Annotated in this window: 16 protein-coding genes; 9 read left to right on the top strand and 7 right to left on the bottom strand. The window is 70.7% G+C overall.

From position 1 onward, the window contains the following. Positions 1 to 72: 72 nt before the first annotated feature. The 6 genes from GQ57_RS27345 to GQ57_RS27370 all read left to right on the top strand — a co-directional run bounded on the left by GQ57_RS27345 (position 73) and on the right by GQ57_RS27370 (position 6,982). Complete coding sequence (locus GQ57_RS27345) at positions 73 to 1,284, top strand: MFS transporter (protein ID WP_174923327.1); 1,212 nt, start codon at positions 73 to 75, stop codon at positions 1,282 to 1,284. 13 nt (positions 1,285 to 1,297) lie between these two features. Continuing rightward, entirely contained in the window at positions 1,298 to 1,597 is a 300-nt protein-coding gene (locus GQ57_RS27350; RefSeq protein ID WP_031403542.1) for an ArsR/SmtB family transcription factor, read from the top strand. A 260-nt stretch (positions 1,598 to 1,857) separates the two neighbouring features. Beyond that, positions 1,858 to 3,435, top strand: coding sequence for an MFS transporter (locus GQ57_RS27355; protein ID WP_034199526.1), 1,578 nt, complete (start codon positions 1,858 to 1,860; stop codon positions 3,433 to 3,435). Positions 3,436 to 3,447: 12 nt separating this feature from the next. Further along, positions 3,448 to 4,524: an HlyD family secretion protein gene (locus GQ57_RS27360; protein ID WP_052001496.1), complete on the top strand. Its 1,077-nt coding sequence runs from the start codon at positions 3,448 to 3,450 to the stop codon at positions 4,522 to 4,524. Further along, a complete protein-coding gene (locus GQ57_RS27365; RefSeq protein WP_052001497.1) occupies positions 4,521 to 6,044 on the top strand; it encodes an efflux transporter outer membrane subunit in 1,524 nt (507 codons plus the stop codon). The genes GQ57_RS27360 and GQ57_RS27365 overlap by 4 nt, the downstream gene beginning before the upstream one ends. Before the next feature lie 74 nt (positions 6,045 to 6,118). Next, positions 6,119 to 6,982 carry a DUF2071 domain-containing protein gene (locus GQ57_RS27370; protein WP_034199542.1) on the top strand — a complete coding sequence of 288 codons (864 nt, stop codon included), beginning with the start codon at positions 6,119 to 6,121 and terminating at the stop codon, positions 6,980 to 6,982. Positions 6,983 to 6,999: 17 nt separating this feature from the next. On the opposite strand, the gene GQ57_RS27375 is transcribed toward GQ57_RS27370, so the two are convergent. Further along, on the bottom strand, positions 7,000 to 7,947 hold the full coding sequence (locus tag GQ57_RS27375) for an ATP-binding protein (protein ID WP_034199543.1): 948 nt from the start codon (positions 7,945 to 7,947) through the stop codon (positions 7,000 to 7,002). Between the two features lie 26 nt (positions 7,948 to 7,973). Then, positions 7,974 to 8,885 (bottom strand): DMT family transporter, encoded by a 912-nt coding sequence (locus GQ57_RS27380; protein ID WP_034199527.1) that lies wholly within the window; start codon positions 8,883 to 8,885, stop codon positions 7,974 to 7,976. A 90-nt stretch (positions 8,886 to 8,975) separates the two neighbouring features. Here GQ57_RS27380 and GQ57_RS27385 point away from each other — a divergent pair, with 90 nt between their 5' ends. Further along, entirely contained in the window at positions 8,976 to 9,776 is an 801-nt protein-coding gene (locus GQ57_RS27385) for an AraC family transcriptional regulator (protein WP_031403535.1), read from the top strand. A gap of 57 nt (positions 9,777 to 9,833) precedes the next feature. Then, the gene (locus tag GQ57_RS38310; RefSeq protein WP_152603362.1) at positions 9,834 to 10,949 is read left to right on the top strand and encodes a hypothetical protein; all 1,116 of its coding nucleotides are present in this window, start codon (positions 9,834 to 9,836) and stop codon (positions 10,947 to 10,949) included. 9 nt (positions 10,950 to 10,958) lie between these two features. Here GQ57_RS38310 and GQ57_RS27395 read toward each other — a convergent pair whose 3' ends face one another. Both GQ57_RS27395 and GQ57_RS27400 read right to left on the bottom strand, forming a co-directional pair. Continuing rightward, positions 10,959 to 11,444 carry an anthrone oxygenase family protein gene (locus GQ57_RS27395; RefSeq protein WP_034199545.1) on the bottom strand — a complete coding sequence of 162 codons (486 nt, stop codon included), beginning with the start codon at positions 11,442 to 11,444 and terminating at the stop codon, positions 10,959 to 10,961. Beyond that, positions 11,441 to 12,271, bottom strand: coding sequence for an NmrA family transcriptional regulator (locus tag GQ57_RS27400; protein WP_034199528.1), 831 nt, complete (start codon positions 12,269 to 12,271; stop codon positions 11,441 to 11,443). Before GQ57_RS27400 ends, GQ57_RS27395 begins: the two co-directional genes overlap by 4 nt. A gap of 94 nt (positions 12,272 to 12,365) precedes the next feature. Between GQ57_RS27400 and GQ57_RS27405 the strand changes: the two genes are divergently transcribed. Next, entirely contained in the window at positions 12,366 to 13,031 is a 666-nt protein-coding gene (locus GQ57_RS27405) for a TetR family transcriptional regulator (RefSeq protein WP_031403531.1), read from the top strand. A gap of 62 nt (positions 13,032 to 13,093) precedes the next feature. Here the strand turns inward: GQ57_RS27405 and GQ57_RS27410 are convergent, their stop codons facing one another. The 3 genes from GQ57_RS27410 to GQ57_RS27420 all read right to left on the bottom strand — a co-directional run. Continuing rightward, entirely contained in the window at positions 13,094 to 13,948 is an 855-nt protein-coding gene (locus GQ57_RS27410) for a 3-hydroxybutyryl-CoA dehydrogenase (protein ID WP_031403530.1), read from the bottom strand. A gap of 37 nt (positions 13,949 to 13,985) precedes the next feature. Further along, entirely contained in the window at positions 13,986 to 15,179 is a 1,194-nt protein-coding gene (gene bktB, locus GQ57_RS27415; RefSeq protein ID WP_031403529.1) for a beta-ketothiolase BktB, read from the bottom strand. 48 nt (positions 15,180 to 15,227) lie between these two features. Beyond that, positions 15,228 to 16,878 (bottom strand): electron transfer flavoprotein-ubiquinone oxidoreductase (locus tag GQ57_RS27420; protein ID WP_034199546.1); only part of this gene is annotated, 1,651 nt, incomplete at its 5' end.

Here is a 16,878-nt window from a genome sequence, read left to right on the forward strand (position 1 = left end):
CTCGTTTCACGTCGTCCCGCCGGCCGCGCATCCGCTGCCTGAGGTGACGGATCGCCATGAAAGGAGCCCGCCATGAACGAATTTCCCGTCGCATCCGGCATGCCGCCCGTCGCGGCCGCCGCGCCGCCCGCCGCCGCGTCGCGCGGCAAGATCGTCGCGATGGCCGCCATCGCCGGCGCGGTCGTGACCAACATCTACTGCACGCAGCCGATCCTGCCGCTGATCGCGCGGGACCTGGGCGCCGCCCCGGCGACGGCCGACCTGGTGGCCGGCGCGGCGCTGCTCGGTTTCGCAACCGGGCTCGCGCTGCTGCTGCCGCTCGGCGACCGCTACGACCGGCGCAAGCTGGTGCTCGGCCAGATCGCGCTGGCCTTCGCGTTCGCGGTGGCCTCCGCGCTCGCGCCGGGCGTGTGGGCGCTGATCGGCGCCGCATTCGGGCTCGGCGTGGTGAGCTGCGTGCCGCAGCAACTGGTGCCGTTCGCCGCCGTGATGTCGGCGCCCCACGAACGCGGGCGCAACGTCGGCACGGTGGTCACCGGCATCATGGTCGGCATCCTGCTCGGCCGCGCGGTGAGCGGCCTGATCGCCGCGCACGCCGGCTGGCGCGCGGTGTACGGCGCCGAAGCCGCCGCGATGGTGCCGGTCGGCATCGCCGCCGCGTGGCTGCTGCCGCGCGGCGTACCGACCACCGCGCTGTCCTACGGCCGGCTGCTCGCGTCACTCTGGACGCTGGCGCGCGCACACCGCCCGATCCGCGAGTCGATGATCGTGCAGGCGCTGCTGTGGGCCGCGTTCAACGCGTTCTGGGTCAATCTCGCGGCCTTGCTCGCCGACGGCCCGTGGCACCTCGGCAGCGCGTGGGCCGGCGGCTTCGGGCTGATCGGCGCGGCCGGCGCACTCGCCGCCACGATCGGCGGCCGGGCGTCGGACCGGATCGGCACGCGGCGCGTGATCGGGCTGGGTATCGCGATCGTGACGGTCTCCTACCTGATCCTGGCCGGCGCCGGCAGCTCGCTCGCGCTGCTGGTGGCCGGCGTGGTGGTGCTCGACATCGGGGTGCAGGCCGGCCTCGTCGCAAACCAGACGCGTGCGTTCGCCGCCGATCCGAAGGCACAGGGCCGCATCAACAGCCTCTACATGACCGCGACCTTCGTCGGCGGCGCGCTCGGCGCGATCGTCAGCGGCGCGCTGATGGCGCGCTTCGGCTGGCACGGCGTGGTCGCATTCGGCATCGCGGCCGGGCTCGCCGCCGCGCTCGTGCATCGCTGCCTGGGGCGGCGCTGAGCCGGCGCCCGTCATGATCGACGTCACGCGCGCCCACAAGGCGCTCGCGCATCCGTTCCGGCGGGAAGTGCTGCACTGGCTGAAGGCGCCGGACACATTCGCCGGCGCCGTGCGCCTCCACGCGGGCGACGGCGTGCCGCTGTCGGCGATCGTGGCGCGCAGCGGGCTGTCGCAATCGACCGTGTCGGCGCATATCGCGCTGCTGCGCGACGCGGGCCTGGTCGTCGAGACGCCGGTCGGCCAGTGGCGCTTCGTCGCCCGCAACGCGCCGGCCATCGCCGCATTCGTCGCGCAAATCGCCCGCGAGCTCTGACCCGGGCCGCGACACGAGGGCGCTGCGCCCGCGCGGGCGGGCGCTGGCACACCTCCGCCGTTCGCAACACACGCACGCCGCACGGACCTCCGTCGGCGTTTTTTTGTGCGCTTTCCCTCTCGAATTTCGGGAGGATGATTCTCGATCAACACCCATTATCTGCAAATCACGAAGGATGTATCGTGCTTTCACGGTCGCCGCTTCATCCCCGCGCGCCTCCAAACCCAAGCAATCCGAACCGAATCGAAGCGATCCCCATCATGAACACCGTCTCCTTGCCGGTCGCCGCGACGACACCCCCGCCGGCCGGCGCCGCCACCCGGCCAGCCCTGACGCCACGCCTCGCGACCGGCCTCGCCGGCATGCTGCTCGCATCGCTGCTGGCCATTCTCAACGAGCAGGTCACCGCCGCCGCGATGGCCGACATCCGAGGCGCCTTCTCGATCGGGCACGACGACGGCAGCTGGCTCACCGCGCTGTTCGAAGCGGCCAACGTCGCGACCATGGTGTTCGCACCGTGGTTCGGCATCACCTTCACGCTGAAGCGCTTCACGATCGGCGCGGTACTGGCGACCCTGCTGCTGGGCGTGCTGTGCCCGTTCGCGCCGGGCTTCGCCACACTGACGGCGCTGCGCGTGCTGCAGGGCATCGCGGGCGGCTGCCTGCCGCCGATGCTGATCATCGCGGCGCTGCGCTACCTGCCGCCCAGGACGAAGCTGTACGGGCTGGCCGGCTACGCGATGACGGCGACCTTCGGGCCCGCGCTCGGCACGCCGCTCGCCGCGCTGTGGACCGAGTTCGTCGACTGGCGGCTGGCCTTCTGGCAGATCGTGCCGCTCGGCATCGCGTGCTGCGCGGCAATCGGCTACGGCCTGCCTGCCGATACGCCGAAACCCGAACGGCTGCGCGCATTCAACTGGTCCGGATTCCTCACCGGTTTCCCAGCCGTGGCGATGCTCGTCGTCGTGCTGTTGCAGGCCGACCGCCTCGACGGTTTCGAGTCGCCCGCGATCCGCATGCTGACGGGCGGCGGCCTGGTGCTGCTCGCGGCCTTCCTCGTCAACGAATGGTTTCATCCGCTGCCGTTCTTCAGGCTGCAACTGCTCGCGCGCCGCAACTTCACGCACGGCCTGCTCACGCTGGCCGGCGCGGTGATCCTGCTGACCGCGGTGACCGCGATACCGGGCCGCTATCTGGCCGCCGTGCACGGCTACCGGCCGCTGCAGGCTGCCCCGCTCGCGCTTCTGGTGGCGCTTCCGCTGCTGCTGAGCCTGCCGCTGACGGCCGCGCTCCTGAACCTGCGGCGCGTCGATTCGCGCTGGGTGCTCGCGACCGGCTGCGTGCTGATGGCCGCCACCTGCGCGGCCGGCAGCCGGCTTACGGCCGAGTGGATCCGCGACGACTTCTACTGGCTCCAGTCGCTGCAGATCGCCGCGCAACCGATGCTGATCCTGCCGATCCTGATGGGCGTCACCACCGGCCTGCCGCCCGCCGAAGGGCCGTTCGCGTCGGCGATGTTCAATTCGCTGAAGACCTTTTCCGCCGCACTGGCCGCCGGCCTGCTCGACACGCTGGGCACGGCCCGCGAGCACCTGCATTCGAACCGGCTGGTGGATCAGCTCGGCAACCGCGCGCCGTCGGGCGGCGGCGACCTGCTCGAGCGCGCCACGGGCCTCGCGCCGCTTGCGCACCGGCTGCACGAGCAGGCGCTGGTGCTGGCCTCGGCCGACCTGTACCGGCTGGCCGCCGGTGTCGCCCTTGCCCTGCTGTTGCTCGTGCCGCTGCTGCCGGTGCGGATCGCACCGCCGTGGGCCCCGCAACCCCCTTCCTCGCACTGAGAAACGATCGCCATGTCATCCGCCATCTCCTCCAAGCACAAGACGCTTGCCGCCGCCGCGCTCGTGATCGCCGTCGGCGTCGCGGCCTGCGCCGGCACGCACCATCTCATCGGTTCGCATGCCGAATCGACCGACGACGCATACGTCGCGGCCGACTTCACGCTGGTTTCCCCCCGCGTCGCCGGGCCGCTCGTCGAGGTGCTCGTCGACGACAACCAGTCCGTGCGGGCCGGCCAGCTGCTGCTGCGCATCGACGACCGCGACTTCCGCGCCGCGCTGGCGAGCGCGCAGGCCGACGTCGAAGCCGCCCGCGCGGCGGTGGCCAACGACGAGGCCGAGATCGCGCGGCAGCCGGCGCTGGTCGGGCAGGCGCGCGCCGTGCTGCGCGCCGACGATGCGGCGGTGCAGTTCGCGCAGGCCAACGACGTGCGCTACCGCGACCTGGCCGACACCGGCGCCGGCACCGCGCAGGAACAGCAACGCGCGGGCAGCACCCTGGCCGCGCAGTTGGCGAAACGCGCCGGCGACGCGGCCGCGCTGGCGGCGATCAGCCAGAACCTCGACGTGCTGCGCGCCCGGCGCGACCAGGCGCACGGCGCGCTGGCCCGCGCCGAGGCCGCGCTCGACCAGGCGAAGCTGAACCTGTCCTATACGGAGGTGCGGGCGCCGGTCGACGGCAAGGTGGGCCGCCGCACCGCGCGGGTCGGCGCCTTCGTTGCGCCCGGTGCGCCGCTGCTCGCGATCGTGCCGCTCGCCGATGCGTACGTGATCGCGAATTTCCAGGAGAACCAGATCGGCGCGATGCAGCCGGGCGACATTGCGCACATCCGCGTCGACAGCCTGCCGGGCGTGAGCATCGCGGGCCACGTCGCGAGCCTCGCGCCGGCCACCGGCGTCAGCTTCGCGCCGATCGCGCCCGACAACGCCACGGGCAATTTCACCAAGGTCGTGCAGCGCGTGCCGGTCAAGATCGCACTCGACGCGCCGCACGGGCAGGCCGCCGCGCTGAGCGTGGGGCTGTCCGTCGAAGCCAGCGTCGACACCGGCGCGCACCGCCCGAACGCGAACGACACGGAGGCACGGCGATGAACCCGATCCGCTTACTTTGCGCGGCGCTGCCGCCGCTGCTCGCCGGCGCCGTGCTGACGGCCTGCACGATGGGCCCGAACTTCGAGGCGCCGGTGACCGGCGTGCCGCCCGTGTTCGACCGTACGCAGACGCTGCGCGACACGAGCCAACCGGTCGAGGCTGCCTTCAGGGCCGACTGGTGGACCCTGTTCGACGATCCGGTGCTGGATGCGCTCGAACAGCGCCTGGCCGATGCCAACCTCGACGTGGCGGCCGCCTCGGCGCGGCTGCAGCAAAGCCGCGCCGAACGGCGCGTCGCCGGGGCGGCCGAGCTGCCGACGCTCGGCGCCGCCGGCTCGTATGCGCGCGAGCGCGGCAGCGAGAACGGCATCCTGTCGCTGCTGGGCGTCACGCCGGGCGCGGCACCCGCGCAATCGGCGTCGGGCGATGCGCCGTTCGGCGTGGCCGCCGTGCCCGGCTCGTCGGGCTCGCCTGCCTACAACCTGTACCAGGCCGGCTTCGACGCTTCGTGGGAACTCGATCTCTGGGGCCGCGTGCGGCGCGGCGTCGAGGCGGCCGATGCGCTGACGCAGGCATCGTACGAAGCGCGTAACGCGGTGCTGCTGTCGGCCCGCGCGGAACTCGCCCGCGACTACCTCGAATTGCGCGACGCGCAAGCGCAGCTGCAGATCGCGCAACGCAACCTCGCGATCGCGCGCGACCTGGAAACGCTCACGCAAATCCGCCGCAGGGACGGCGTGACGACCGACCTCGACGTCGCCAATGCGGCCGCGCAGGTGGCGTCCATCGAAAGCCGGCTGCCGCCGCTCGAATCGCGCCGCGACACCCGCATCAACGCAATCGGCGTGTTGCTCGCGCAACCGCCTGGCGCGCTGGCCCCGATCCTCGGCGCGCCGCATCCGGTGCCCGCGCTCCCGGCCAGCGTGCCGGTGGGCTTTCCGTCGGAACTCGCGCAGCGCCGGCCCGACATCCGCCAGGCCGAAGCCCGGCTGCACGCGGCCACCGCCGCCATCGGCATGGCGCAGGCCGACTTCTATCCGCGCATCACGCTGAACGGGAGCGCCGGTTTCCAGAGCCTCCAGCTGTCGAGTCTCGCGAACTGGGCGTCGGGACAATTCGTGGCGGGGCCGTCGATCACGCTGCCGATCTTCGAGGGCGGACGCCTGACGGGCATGTTGAACCTGCGCCGGGCCCAGCAGCAGGAAGCCGCGATCGCGTATCGGCGCACCGTGCTCGAAGCATGGCGCGAAGTGGACGATGCGCTGCTGGCCTATCACGCCGAACAGCAGCGTCACGAGCGGCTCGTCGCGGTCGCGGCGCTGAACCGGCGCGCGCTGGCGATCGCCCAACAGCAGTACCGGGCCGGTGCGGCGGATTATCTCGACGTGCTGAACGCGCAGCGGCAGCTGTTCGACGCACAAGGCCAGCAGGAAGCCAGCGAGGCCGACGCGGCGATGCATCTCGTGTCGCTGTGCAAGGCGCTCGGCGGCGGCTGGGAGACGCGTTTCGGCCACGGGTGAGCGCCGGCCGCCGCATCGCGTTGCGGGCCGGCCCGCGCCGGCGCCTCTTCCCCCCGCGCCGCGGCACCGGCACAATGCCCGTCATGCTCCAGGACAACACCTTCGTCTATCCGTCCGCCGGCCTCGCCGGCCGCCTCGCCAACCGGCTCGTCGCGAGCCGGCCGCTGCTGCGCGCACGCCGCGCGCTGCTGTCGCGCCTGCCATTCCTGCAGCTCGCGAGCGACGTCGAGAACGTCGTGTATTGCACGTGGCTCGTCGATGTCGCGGCCGTCGCGCATCTGGTGCCGCCGGGCATCACGCTCGCGAGCCGCGACGGCCGCACGCCGTTCACGATCCTGACCTACGCGCACCGTCATTTCGGCCCGCGCGTCGCGGGCCCGCTGCGGCGCGTGTTCCCGTCGCCGCTGCAAAGCAACTGGCGGCTCTACGTCGACACGCTGCCGGGCGGCGTACCGGCCGACAGCACGGTGCTGTTCGTGAAGAACGTGTTCGATCATCCGCTCTATGCGCTCGGCAGCCGGCTTTTCAGCGACGCGCTGCCGTCGCATCTCGCCGGGCATTTCACGCACGCGGCGCGTGACGGGCACTATCGCACGCGGCTGTCCGGCGGCGGCAGCGCGCCCGATTTCAGCTGCACGGTGGCGGTGTCGGACGACCGGACGTTGCCGGCCGCGTTCGCCGCGTTCTTCGGGAGCTGGCGCGACGCCGTCGCGACCCTGTCGCTGCAGCACGCCGCCGTCGCGCACGTCGACGACTGCGGCCGGCTCGCCCATGCGTCGATCGAACTGCCGATCGACCTCGACGCCGTCCGGCCGCTGAAGCCGGCCGAGCCGGTCGGCGGCGGCGCGTTCCTCGCCCGCATCGGCGCGACCGGCGAGCCGTTGTGCTTCGTCGTGCCGGATGTCGCGTTCCGGGTGCTGTCGGAGCGGCTGCTGTAGCGCCTGCAGCGCCGCGTTCAACCCGTGCGCCGTACGGCCGCGGGCTCGCTCCCCTCGCCCGCTTCCGCCAGCCGCCCCACGTAGTCGCGCACGAACTGCGCGGCAATCCGTCCCGAGCGCGCGCCGCGCTCGAGCGCCCACTGCAGCGCCGGTTCGCGCGCCGCATGAATCCGCTCCGCATCGAACCCGGCTTCGCCGAGCCGGCTCTCGACGACGGCCAGGTAATCGTCCTGCGTGAACCCGTAGAACGTCACCCAGATCCCGAAACGCTCGGACAGCGAGATCCGCTCCTCGACCGCGTCGCCCGGATGCAGCTCGCCGTTCTCCGCGCGCGACACGTTCGCGTTGTCGCTCGCCTGCTCGGGCATCAGGTGCCGGCGATTGGACGTCGCATACACGAGCACGTTCGACAGGTCGCTCGCGACCGAGCCGTCGAGCACCGTCTTCAGCGCCTTGTAGCCGGTCTCGCCCGCCTCGAACGACAGGTCGTCGCAGAACACGATGTATCGTTCGGGCCGTGCGCGCACCAGTTCGACGATCGCCGGCAGATCGCCCAGCTGCTCCTTGCCGACCTCGATCAGCCGCAGCCCCTGCGCCGCGAACGCATGCAGGCAGGCCTTCACGAGCGACGACTTCCCGGTGCCGCGCGCGCCGGTCAGCAGCACGTGATTGGCCGCGCCGCCGCGCACGAACTGGCGCGTGTTCCGTTCGACGATCGCCGCCTGCCGGTCGACGTTGCGCAGCGCATCGAACGCGATGAGCGCGGGCGCCTTGACCGGTTCGAGCGGCGCCGCACGATCCGCGCCGTCGAAGCCGCGCCAGCGGAACGCGACGGCCGCGTCGAAATCGACGGCCGCGGGCCGACGGGTGCCCGCCAGCGCCTCGAGCGCGGTCGCGATCCGTTCGAGCTGGTGCGCGATGGCCGGCATGTCGGCCGGTGCGCGCCCGTCCGGCAGCGCGGCCATCAGGTTCTGGATGTCGCGATCGCCGCTCATTGCCGGGCCCCCTGCGACGACGCACTCGCCTGGAACGGAAACCGCTGCGCGATCGCCACGCCGGCAAGCGCGACGCCGCCGCCTATCAGGTGATACAGCCGCAGCGACTCGCCGAGCAGTACGATCGCACCGCCGGCCGTCATCACCGGCAGCAGGTTCATGAACATCGCGCAGCGGCTCGGGCCGAGCAGCCGCACGCCCTGCATCCACAGATACGGCAGCACCACCGACGCGAGCACGCCGGCGTACAGGATCAGCGGCACGCTCGCGCGGGTCGGCCACGCGGCCTGCGCGGGCAGCCGCAGCAGCATCGGCGTCATGAACACGAGCGCGGCGAGCGCCTGCACATAGGTCGACTGCCACGCCGGCAGCGCACCGATGCGCCAGCGCTTGAGGAGCACGCCGTACAGCGCGTACGCGGCCGACGCGGCCAGCATCAGCAAGTCGCCCGGATGCACGCCGCGCGCGGCGATCGCCGCCGGGTGCCCCTCGGCGATCAGGTAGACGACGCCCGCGAGCGACAGCACCCCGCCGCCGAGCATGCCCGCGCCCGGCGGATCGCCGAGCAGCAGCGAGCTGAGCACCATCGTCATCAGCGGCACCAGCGCCGTGATGATCGCCATGTTGGTCGCGCTGGTCGTTTTCGCGGCCTCGTAGGACAGGCTCTGGAACAGCGCCATCGCGAGAAAGCCGAGCACCGCGAGCTTCGGCAGGTACGCGACGAGCGCCGCGCGATTGCGCCACGCGGGGCGCAGCGTGAACACGCTCATCAGCGCGACCGCGAGCAGCAGCCGGTAGAACGTGATCGCCGACGGATCGATCGTCGATGCCGACAGCTTCGACACGACCACGTTGCCGGCCCACAGCGCGATCGCGCAGAAAGGAAACAGAAAAGGAGACTTGTTCATCGCATTTGACGGATTAATATCGTGACAGGGATCTGGCGTGGATGGGTACGCCATCGTGCCCGCCCGCCCAACTGCCTGTCTCACGCCAAAATGTCACGACTTGTCGCCAATCGGACACTCGAGTCCACCCCGCCCGGCGCGCACCTGCGCTTTGAATCGACGCCGATGCCCGTATCGGCGATGGCGGCGACGTACGCGCACGGCACCTCGATCGCGCCGCACCGCCATCGCCGCGCGCAACTGCTCTACGCGATCGAGGGCGTGATGCACGTGCAGTCCGAAGGCGCGTCATGGGTCGTGCCGCCGACGCGCGGCGTCTGGCTCGAGGCCGGCCTCGACCACACGGTGCAGATGAGCGGCGACGTGCAGATGCGCACCGTGTTCGTCGAGCCCGGCGCGGTCGAGCACCTGCCGGCGCGAAGCTGCGTCGTCGAAGTGCATCCGCTGCTGCGCGAGCTGATCCTCGCCGCGGTCGACGTGCCGCTCGACTACGCGCCGGGCTCGCGTCACGATCACCTGATGCACCTGCTGCTCGCCGAGGTGACGGTCGCGCCGCTGCTGCCGCTGTACCTGCCGTGGCCGCACGACGCGCGGCTGCGCACGATCTGCGACGCGCTCGTCGCCGCGCCCGACGATCCGCGCACGATCGCCGAATGGGCCGACCTGCTCGGCCTGTCGGTCCGCACGCTGCATCGCGCGTTCCGGCGCGAGACGGGGCTCAGCTTCCGCCGCTGGCGCGAACAGGCGCGGCTGCTGCTCGCGCTCAAGCGCCTCGCGCACGGGGAGAAGGTGCTGACCGTCGCGATGGATCACGGCTACAGCAGCCAGAGCGCGTTCTCCGCGATGTTCAAGCGGCACTTCGGCGTATCGCCGTCGGCGTTCTACGCGTAGCGCGGGCGCGTGGCCGCCTCGGCCGCCGCGGGCATCGCAAGCGATAGAATCCCGCCCATGAACACGCTCAGCCCGCGCCGCTTGCCGGCATCGATGCACGCATCCCGGCCCATGCAGGCCTTCACGTGGGACCACGCGCCGATCGTCGACGCGTGCCCCGTTCAGGCAGCCGACGGCCATCTGCTCGTGTTGACGGCGGACGGCGCGCTGCACGGCGTCGACCTCGATACCGGGCGCCGCACGGCGCGCTGCACGGTGGCGCTGCCGCCGCTCCCGCCCGCCGCAGACAACGGCGCGTTCGGCACGCCCGCCTATCGGCTGCACGCCGCGCCCGACGGCCGATACGCGGCGATCGTGACCGACTACGGACGGCACGGGCTCGTCGTCGACACCGCCACCGGCGCGCCGACGATGCAGCTCGACGGCGGCGACTACTACGGCCATACCGTCCCGTTCAGCGCGTGCTTCGTTCGCCATCGCGAGCGCACGATCTTCGTGCATCGCACCGCGTGGAACCGGCTCGACGCGGCCGATCCGGCCACCGGCGCGCGGCTGACCGCGCGCGAGATCGCCCCGCATGCGGACCACGGCCGGCCCGCGCACGCGCTCGACTACTTCCACGGCCGGCTCGCGCCGAGCCCCGACGGCAGCCGGCTGTTCGACGACGGGTGGGTCTGGCAGCCGCTCTCGATCCCGCGCGCGTGGTCGGTGACCGACTGGCTCGACGCCAATCCGTTCGAGAGCGAGGACGGTGACTCGGTGGTCAGGCTGACCTGTCGCGACGACTGGGATACGCCCGCATGCTGGATCGACAACCGGCACATCGCGTACTGGGGGCTCGCCGACTGGGACGAGGACGAATTCGCCGAAACCGGGCAAGGCCCCGGCGTGCGCATCCTGGATGCGACCGGCGCCCGGCAGTCGCCGGAACGGCGCGTGCCGATGGCGACCGAGCCCGACCGGATCCACGACCTGTTCAGCGACGGCGCGGCGCTGTACGTCGCGACGCCCGCCGGCACGACGATCTGGCGCCTGGACCCCGGTGCGCCGCCCGATCGGCTGCCGGGCTTCGTCGCGCGGCGGCACGACCCGGTGCGCGCCGCGCTGATCGCATTCGATGCCGGCGCGATCGCCGAATGCCGCTTGCCCGCGCCGGCCGCGCACGCGCGATGACGCCCGGCGCTAGCGCGCCGCGATCGCCACGATGAACGACACGCAGGCGGCCGCCGACGCGATCGTGCGCACGTGATTCCACATCGTCCAGTCGTGCACGTAGCGCGCCCACAACGCCGCGCCCTGCACGGTCGACGCATCGGCCGCGGCGAGCGCATCGTTGAGCGGCACGTTGACGGCCATCGTCACCGCGAACATGCCGACCACGTACAGCATGCCGCCCGCGACCGCCGCCATCGCGCCCGGCCGGTCGCGATCGAACAGCGCGACCGCGATCAGGGCAAGCGCCATCAGCGTCGTGACGAGGAACAGCGGCATGAACGGCGAACGCACGATGTCGACGTTGATCGCGTTCATCGCAGCCATGCCCGCATGCGGCGCGATTCGCGCGAGCGACGTCATCACGAACGTCGAGAACGCGAAGTACACGCCGGCCATCAGCCCGCAGCCGACGGCGGAGCCCCACAGCAGGACCGAAAACGCAAGCGCGATCATGATCCTGCGCGCCACACGCCGGTCGCGGCGGTCGCGCGCGCGTAATCGGCGAACCTCCGCGCCGGCCGCCCGAGCGTCTCCTCGATGCCGTGCGTCACCGCGCTGTTGCGTCCGTCGAGCACCGTGCCGAACAGCTCGTCGAGCAGCCCGACCACCGGCTCGGGCACGCCGGCCTCGCGCAAGCCCGCGACGAACGCATCGGCCGGTATCTCGCGATAGGCGACCGGCCGCCCGGCGGCCCGTGCGATTTCGCCGACGGCTTCGGCAAACGTCAGCGCGTGCGGGCCCGTAGCCTCGATCACGCGGTTCGCGAACCGCGCGTCGGTGAGCGCGGCCACGGCCACGTCCGCGAGATCGTCCGCATCGACGAACGGCTCGCGCACCGCGCCGGCCGGCAGCGCGACCTCGCCCGCCAGCACGCTGTCGAGCAGATAGCCTTCGGAGAAGTTCTGGTCGAACCAGCTCGCACGCACGACACCCCATCCCGCGCCCGATGCCCGCAGCGCGGCCTCCGCCGCCTGCGCGCACGGCTCGCCGCGCCCGGACAGCAGCACCACGCGCTCGACGCCGCTTTCACGCGCCAGCCGGGCGAATGCGGCGATCGCCTCCACCGCGCCCTCGACGGCGAGGTCGGGCTGGTAGGTCACGTACGCGGCCGACACGCCGTCGAGCGCGGCGGGCCAGGTGGCCGGCGCCGTCCAGTCGAAGCGGACGGGCGTCGTGCGCGACACCGGCCGGGTGGCGATGCCGCGCGCGCGCAGCCGGGCATCGACGCGGGCGCCCGTCTTGCCCGAAGCGCCGACGATGAGGATGGGAAGGGCCGACATGTGCGTCTCCTTTGATGAAAATACGAGAATATCTCGCATTTGAAAAACACGATAGACTCTCGCATTAGCAACGTCAAGTTTTTCTGGAGGCGGCATGGGCCGACAAAAACCGGGGCAGGACGACGAGCCGGAAGCGGCGGCCGCCGACACGCCGGCACGCGCGCGGCTCGTGCCGACCCAGCAGCGCAGCCGTGAACGGTTCGAACGCATCCTGGCATGCGCGTCGGAGGTGATGATCGAGAAGGGTTGCGACGCGTTCCGGATGAGCGACATCGTCGAACGCACGGGCATCTCGTTCGGTTCGCTGTACCAGTACTTTCCGGACAAGGCAGCCGTGATCGGCACGCTCGCGGAGCGCTACAACGCCGCCGGGCACGACTGCGTGCGGCGCGATCTCGCCGCGATGAAGACGCTCGACGACCTGCACGACACCCTTGCCCGCATCACGGACAGCTATTACCGGATGTTCGTCGACGAGCCGCTGATGCGCGACATCTGGCGGGCCACGCAGGCCGACCGTGCGCTGCAGGCGCTCGACCGGGAGGACGGGGAGTTTCTGGCGGGGTTGTTCGCGGATGCGCTGGAAGAGGTCGCGCCCGACACGACCCGCGCGCAACGCAGTGCATTCGCCGGGCTGATGATGATCCAGATCGCGGCGGCCGTGCGCCACGCGATCACGCTGCCGCCGAAGACGGCGCGGCAGATGCTGGCGATGTTCAAGCGGATGCTGCCGCGCGACCTGGGCGGGCTCGACGCCTAGCCGCGCCCGCCAATGCACGCGGCCGCCCGAAGGCGGCCGCGCGGGACGGCAACGTCTGCCTCTTACTTGCTGTAGTCGTACACGCCGCGCCCGGTCTTGCGCCCGAGCCTGCCCGCCGTCACCATCTCGCGCAGCAGCGGGCACGCGCGATACTTCGGATCGCCGAAGTCCTTCACGAACACGTCCATCACCGCGAGGCACACGTCGAGGCCGACGAGGTCGGCCAGCGCGAGCGGCCCGATCGGGTGGTTCGCGCCGAGCTTCATCCCCGCGTCGATCTCCTCCGCCGACGCGATGCCTTCCGCGAGCACGAAGAACGCCTCGTTGATCATCGGCACGAGGATCCGGTTCACGACGAAGCCCGGCGAATTGCGCACGCCGATCGGCGACTTGTCGAAACGCTCGGTCAGCTCGCGCACCGCCGATGCGGTCGCATCGCTCGTCTGCAGCCCGCGGATGATCTCGACGAGCGGCATCAGCGGCACCGGGTTGAAGAAGTGCATGCCGACGAAGCGCGACGGATCGGCGAGCGGCGCGGCAAGCGCGGTGATCGAGATCGACGACGTGTTGGTCGCGATGATCGCGTCGGGCCGCGCGACGGCCTCGATCTGCTTCAGGATGCGGCCCTTCAGCTCGACGTTCTCGGTCGCGGCCTCGATCACGATATCGACCGCCGCGAGCTTCGCGTAATCGGTCGACGTCGTGATGCGCGCCAGCGCCGCATCGCGCGTGGCTGCGTCGAGCTTGTCCTTCGACACGAGCCGCTCGAGGCTGCCCTTCAGCGTCGCGACGCCCTTCTCGAGCGCGGCGTCGCTGACGTCGATCATCACGACGTTGAGTCCCGCAACGGCGGCGGTTTGCGCGATGCCGTTGCCCATGGTTCCGGCGCCCACGACGCCGACGATTTCGATGGCCATGAAATTTCCTGTGTGTTCGGGTGCTGAGCGTCGATTATCAGATGTTCTCGAAGATCGCCGCAATCCCCTGGCCGCCGCCGATACACATCGTCACGAGCGCGTAACGCCCGCCGATGCGCTTCAGTTCGTACAGCGCCTTGACCGTGATCAACGCGCCGGTCGCGCCGATCGGGTGACCGAGCGAGATGCCCGACCCGTTCGGGTTGACCTTCGCCGGATCGAGGCCGAGCTCCTGCGTGACCGCGCATGCCTGGGCGGCGAACGCCTCGTTCGCCTCGATCACGTCGAGATCGGTGATCTTCAGGCCCGCGCGTTCGAGCGCCTTCTGGGTGGCCGGCACGGGGCCGATGCCCATGTACGCCGGATCGACACCCGCGTGCGCATACGCGACGAGCCGTGCGAGCGGCTTCACGCCCTGCGCGCGCGCGGCGTCCGCGCTCATCATCAGCACGGCCGCGGCCGCGTCGTTGATGCCCGATGCGTTGCCGGCCGTCACCGTGCCGTTCTCCTTCTTGAACACCGGGCGCAGCTTCGTGAAATCGTCCGCGCTCGCATCATGACGCACGTGCTCGTCGGTGTCGAACGCGACCTCGCCCTTCTTCGTGCGGATCGAGATCGGCAGGATCTGGTCCTTGAAGCGCCCTTCCGCGATCGCGCGCGCCGCGCGACGATGCGATTCGAGCGCCAGCGCGTCCTGCGCGTCGCGCGAGATGCCGTACTTCTCCGCGACGTTCTCGGCCGTCACGCCCATGTGGATCGTCTGGAACGGGTCGTGCAGCGCGCCGAGCATCATGTCGACGAGCTTGGCGTCGCCCATGCGCTGGCCGAAGCGCGCGGCCGGCACCGTGTAGGGCGCGCGGCTCATGTTCTCCGAGCCGCCGCCGATCGCGACGTCGGCGTCGCCGAGCATGATCGTCTGCGCGGCCGACACGATCGCCTGCAGGCCCGAACCGCACAGGCGGTTCACGGTCAGCGCGGGCGTGTGCTGCGCCACCCCGCCGTCGATCGCCGCGACGCGCGCGAGATACATGTCCCTCGGTTCGGTGTTCACGACGTGGCCGAACACCACATGCCCGACCGCATCGCCCGGCACGTTCGCGCGCGACAGCACTTCGCGCACGACCTTCGCGCCGAGGTCCGTCGGCGAGAAATCCTTCAGGCTGCCGCCGAAATCACCGATCGCGGTACGGACACCGCTCACCACCACGACTTCTTTCGCTGCATTGCTCATCGTCTCACTCCGGTTCGTTCGCGCCCGCAGGCGCGGGGATGCGTTGCGTTACATGTTCGGGTAATTCGGCCCGCCGCCGCCTTCCGGCGTGACCCACACGATGTTCTGGGTCGGGTCCTTGATGTCGCAGGTCTTGCAGTGCACGCAGTTCTGCGCGTTGATCACCAGGCGATCGCTGCCGTCGTCGTTCTTCACGAACTCGTACACCGCCGCCGGGCAGAAGCGCCCCTCCGGCCCCGCGTACGTGTGCAGGTTCACGTTCACCGGCACGTTCGCGTCCTTCAGCGTCAGGTGCGCCGGCTGGTTCTCCTCGTGGTTCGTGTTCGAGATGAACACCGACGACAGCCGGTCGAACGTCAGCTTGCCGTCCGGCTTCGGGTACACGATCGGCTCGCATTGCGACGCCGGCTTCAGCATCTCGTGATCCGCGTGCTTGTGACGCAGCGTCCACGGCACGTTGCCGCCCATCAGTTTCTGCTCGATGAATACCATCGGCGTACCGATATACAGCCCCTTGGCCATCCACTGCTTGAAGTTGCGCGCGCGGTACAGCTCCGTGTACAGCCACGACTGCTTGAACGCGTCCGGGTATGCGTTCAGTTCGTCCGACTGGCGGCCGGCCTGCACCGCGTCGAACGCGGCGTCGGCCGCCAGCATGCCGGTCTTGATCGCCGCATGGCTGCCCTTGATCCGCGACGCGTTCAGGAAGCCCGCGTCGTCGCCGATCAGCGCGCCGCCCGGGAACACCGTCTTCGGCAGCGACACCAGCCCGCCCGCCGTGATCGCGCGCGCGCCGTACGACACGCGCTTGCCGCCTTCCAGGAACGCGCGGATCGACGGGTGCGTCTTGTAGCGCTGGAATTCCTCGAACGGCGACAGGTACGGGTTCGTGTAGCCCAGGCCCACCACGAAGCCGACCACGACCTGGTTGTTGTCCATGTGATACAGGAACGAGCCGCCGTACGTGTCGGACTTCAGCGGCCAGCCGGCCGTGTGGATCACGAGGCCCGGCTTGTGCTTCGCGGGATCGATTTCCCACAGTTCCTTGATGCCGATCCCGTATGCCTGCGGATCGGCGTTCGCGTCGAGCTTGAACTTCGAGATCAGCTGGCGGCCCAGGTGGCCGCGGCAGCCCTCGGCGAACAGCGTGTACTTCGCGTGCAGTTCCATGCCGAGCTGGAAGTTCTCGGTCGGCTCGCCGTCCTTGCCCACGCCCATGTTGCCGGTCGCGACGCCCTTCACCGAGCCGTCGTCGTTGTACAGGATCTCGGCGGCCGGGAAGCCCGGGAAGATCTCGACGCCCAGTGCCTCGGCCTGCTGGCCCAGCCAGCGCGTGACGTTGCCCAGCGAGATGACGTAGTTGCCGTGATTCTTGAAGTTGTCGGGCAGCGCCCAGTTGGGCGTGGTGACCGCGCTGCTCTCGGACAGGAACAGGAAGCGGTCTTCGGTCACCTCGACGTCGAGCGGGGCGCCGCGTTCCTTCCAGTCGGGGAACAGCTCGGTGATCGCGCGCGGATCCATCACCGCGCCCGACAGGATGTGCGCGCCGATCTCGGAACCCTTCTCGAGCACGCACACGCCGATCTCGGCGCCTTTCTCGGCGGCCAGCTGCTTGAGCCGGATCGCCGCCGACAGCCCGGCTGGGCCGCCGCCGACGATCACGACGTCGTATTCCATCGATTCGCGCGGGCCGTATTGC

It is taken from the genome of Burkholderia sp. MSh2 (genome assembly GCF_000731655.1).
Classification (GTDB): domain Bacteria; phylum Pseudomonadota; class Gammaproteobacteria; order Burkholderiales; family Burkholderiaceae; genus Burkholderia; species Burkholderia paludis.

Coding starts and splice junctions, on each gene's coding strand:
- GQ57_RS27345 (WP_174923327.1), top strand. CDS start 73: ATGAACGAATTTCCCGTCGCATCCGGCATGCCGCCCGTCGCGGCCGCC.
- GQ57_RS27375 (WP_034199543.1), bottom strand. CDS start 7,947: ATGGCCGCGCTGCCGGACGGGCGCGCACCGGCCGACATGCCGGCCATC.
- GQ57_RS27410 (WP_031403530.1), bottom strand. CDS start 13,948: ATGGCCATCGAAATCGTCGGCGTCGTGGGCGCCGGAACCATGGGCAAC.
- GQ57_RS27370 (WP_034199542.1), top strand. CDS start 6,119: ATGCCCGTCATGCTCCAGGACAACACCTTCGTCTATCCGTCCGCCGGC.
- GQ57_RS27380 (WP_034199527.1), bottom strand. CDS start 8,885: ATGAACAAGTCTCCTTTTCTGTTTCCTTTCTGCGCGATCGCGCTGTGG.
- GQ57_RS27405 (WP_031403531.1), top strand. CDS start 12,366: ATGGGCCGACAAAAACCGGGGCAGGACGACGAGCCGGAAGCGGCGGCC.
- GQ57_RS27355 (WP_034199526.1), top strand. CDS start 1,858: ATGAACACCGTCTCCTTGCCGGTCGCCGCGACGACACCCCCGCCGGCC.
- GQ57_RS27400 (WP_034199528.1), bottom strand. CDS start 12,271: ATGTCGGCCCTTCCCATCCTCATCGTCGGCGCTTCGGGCAAGACGGGC.
- GQ57_RS27360 (WP_052001496.1), top strand. CDS start 3,448: ATGTCATCCGCCATCTCCTCCAAGCACAAGACGCTTGCCGCCGCCGCG.
- bktB (WP_031403529.1), bottom strand. CDS start 15,179: ATGAGCAATGCAGCGAAAGAAGTCGTGGTGGTGAGCGGTGTCCGTACC.
- GQ57_RS27395 (WP_034199545.1), bottom strand. CDS start 11,444: ATGATCGCGCTTGCGTTTTCGGTCCTGCTGTGGGGCTCCGCCGTCGGC.
- GQ57_RS27350 (WP_031403542.1), top strand. CDS start 1,298: ATGATCGACGTCACGCGCGCCCACAAGGCGCTCGCGCATCCGTTCCGG.
- GQ57_RS38310 (WP_152603362.1), top strand. CDS start 9,834: ATGAACACGCTCAGCCCGCGCCGCTTGCCGGCATCGATGCACGCATCC.
- GQ57_RS27365 (WP_052001497.1), top strand. CDS start 4,521: ATGAACCCGATCCGCTTACTTTGCGCGGCGCTGCCGCCGCTGCTCGCC.
- GQ57_RS27385 (WP_031403535.1), top strand. CDS start 8,976: ATGTCACGACTTGTCGCCAATCGGACACTCGAGTCCACCCCGCCCGGC.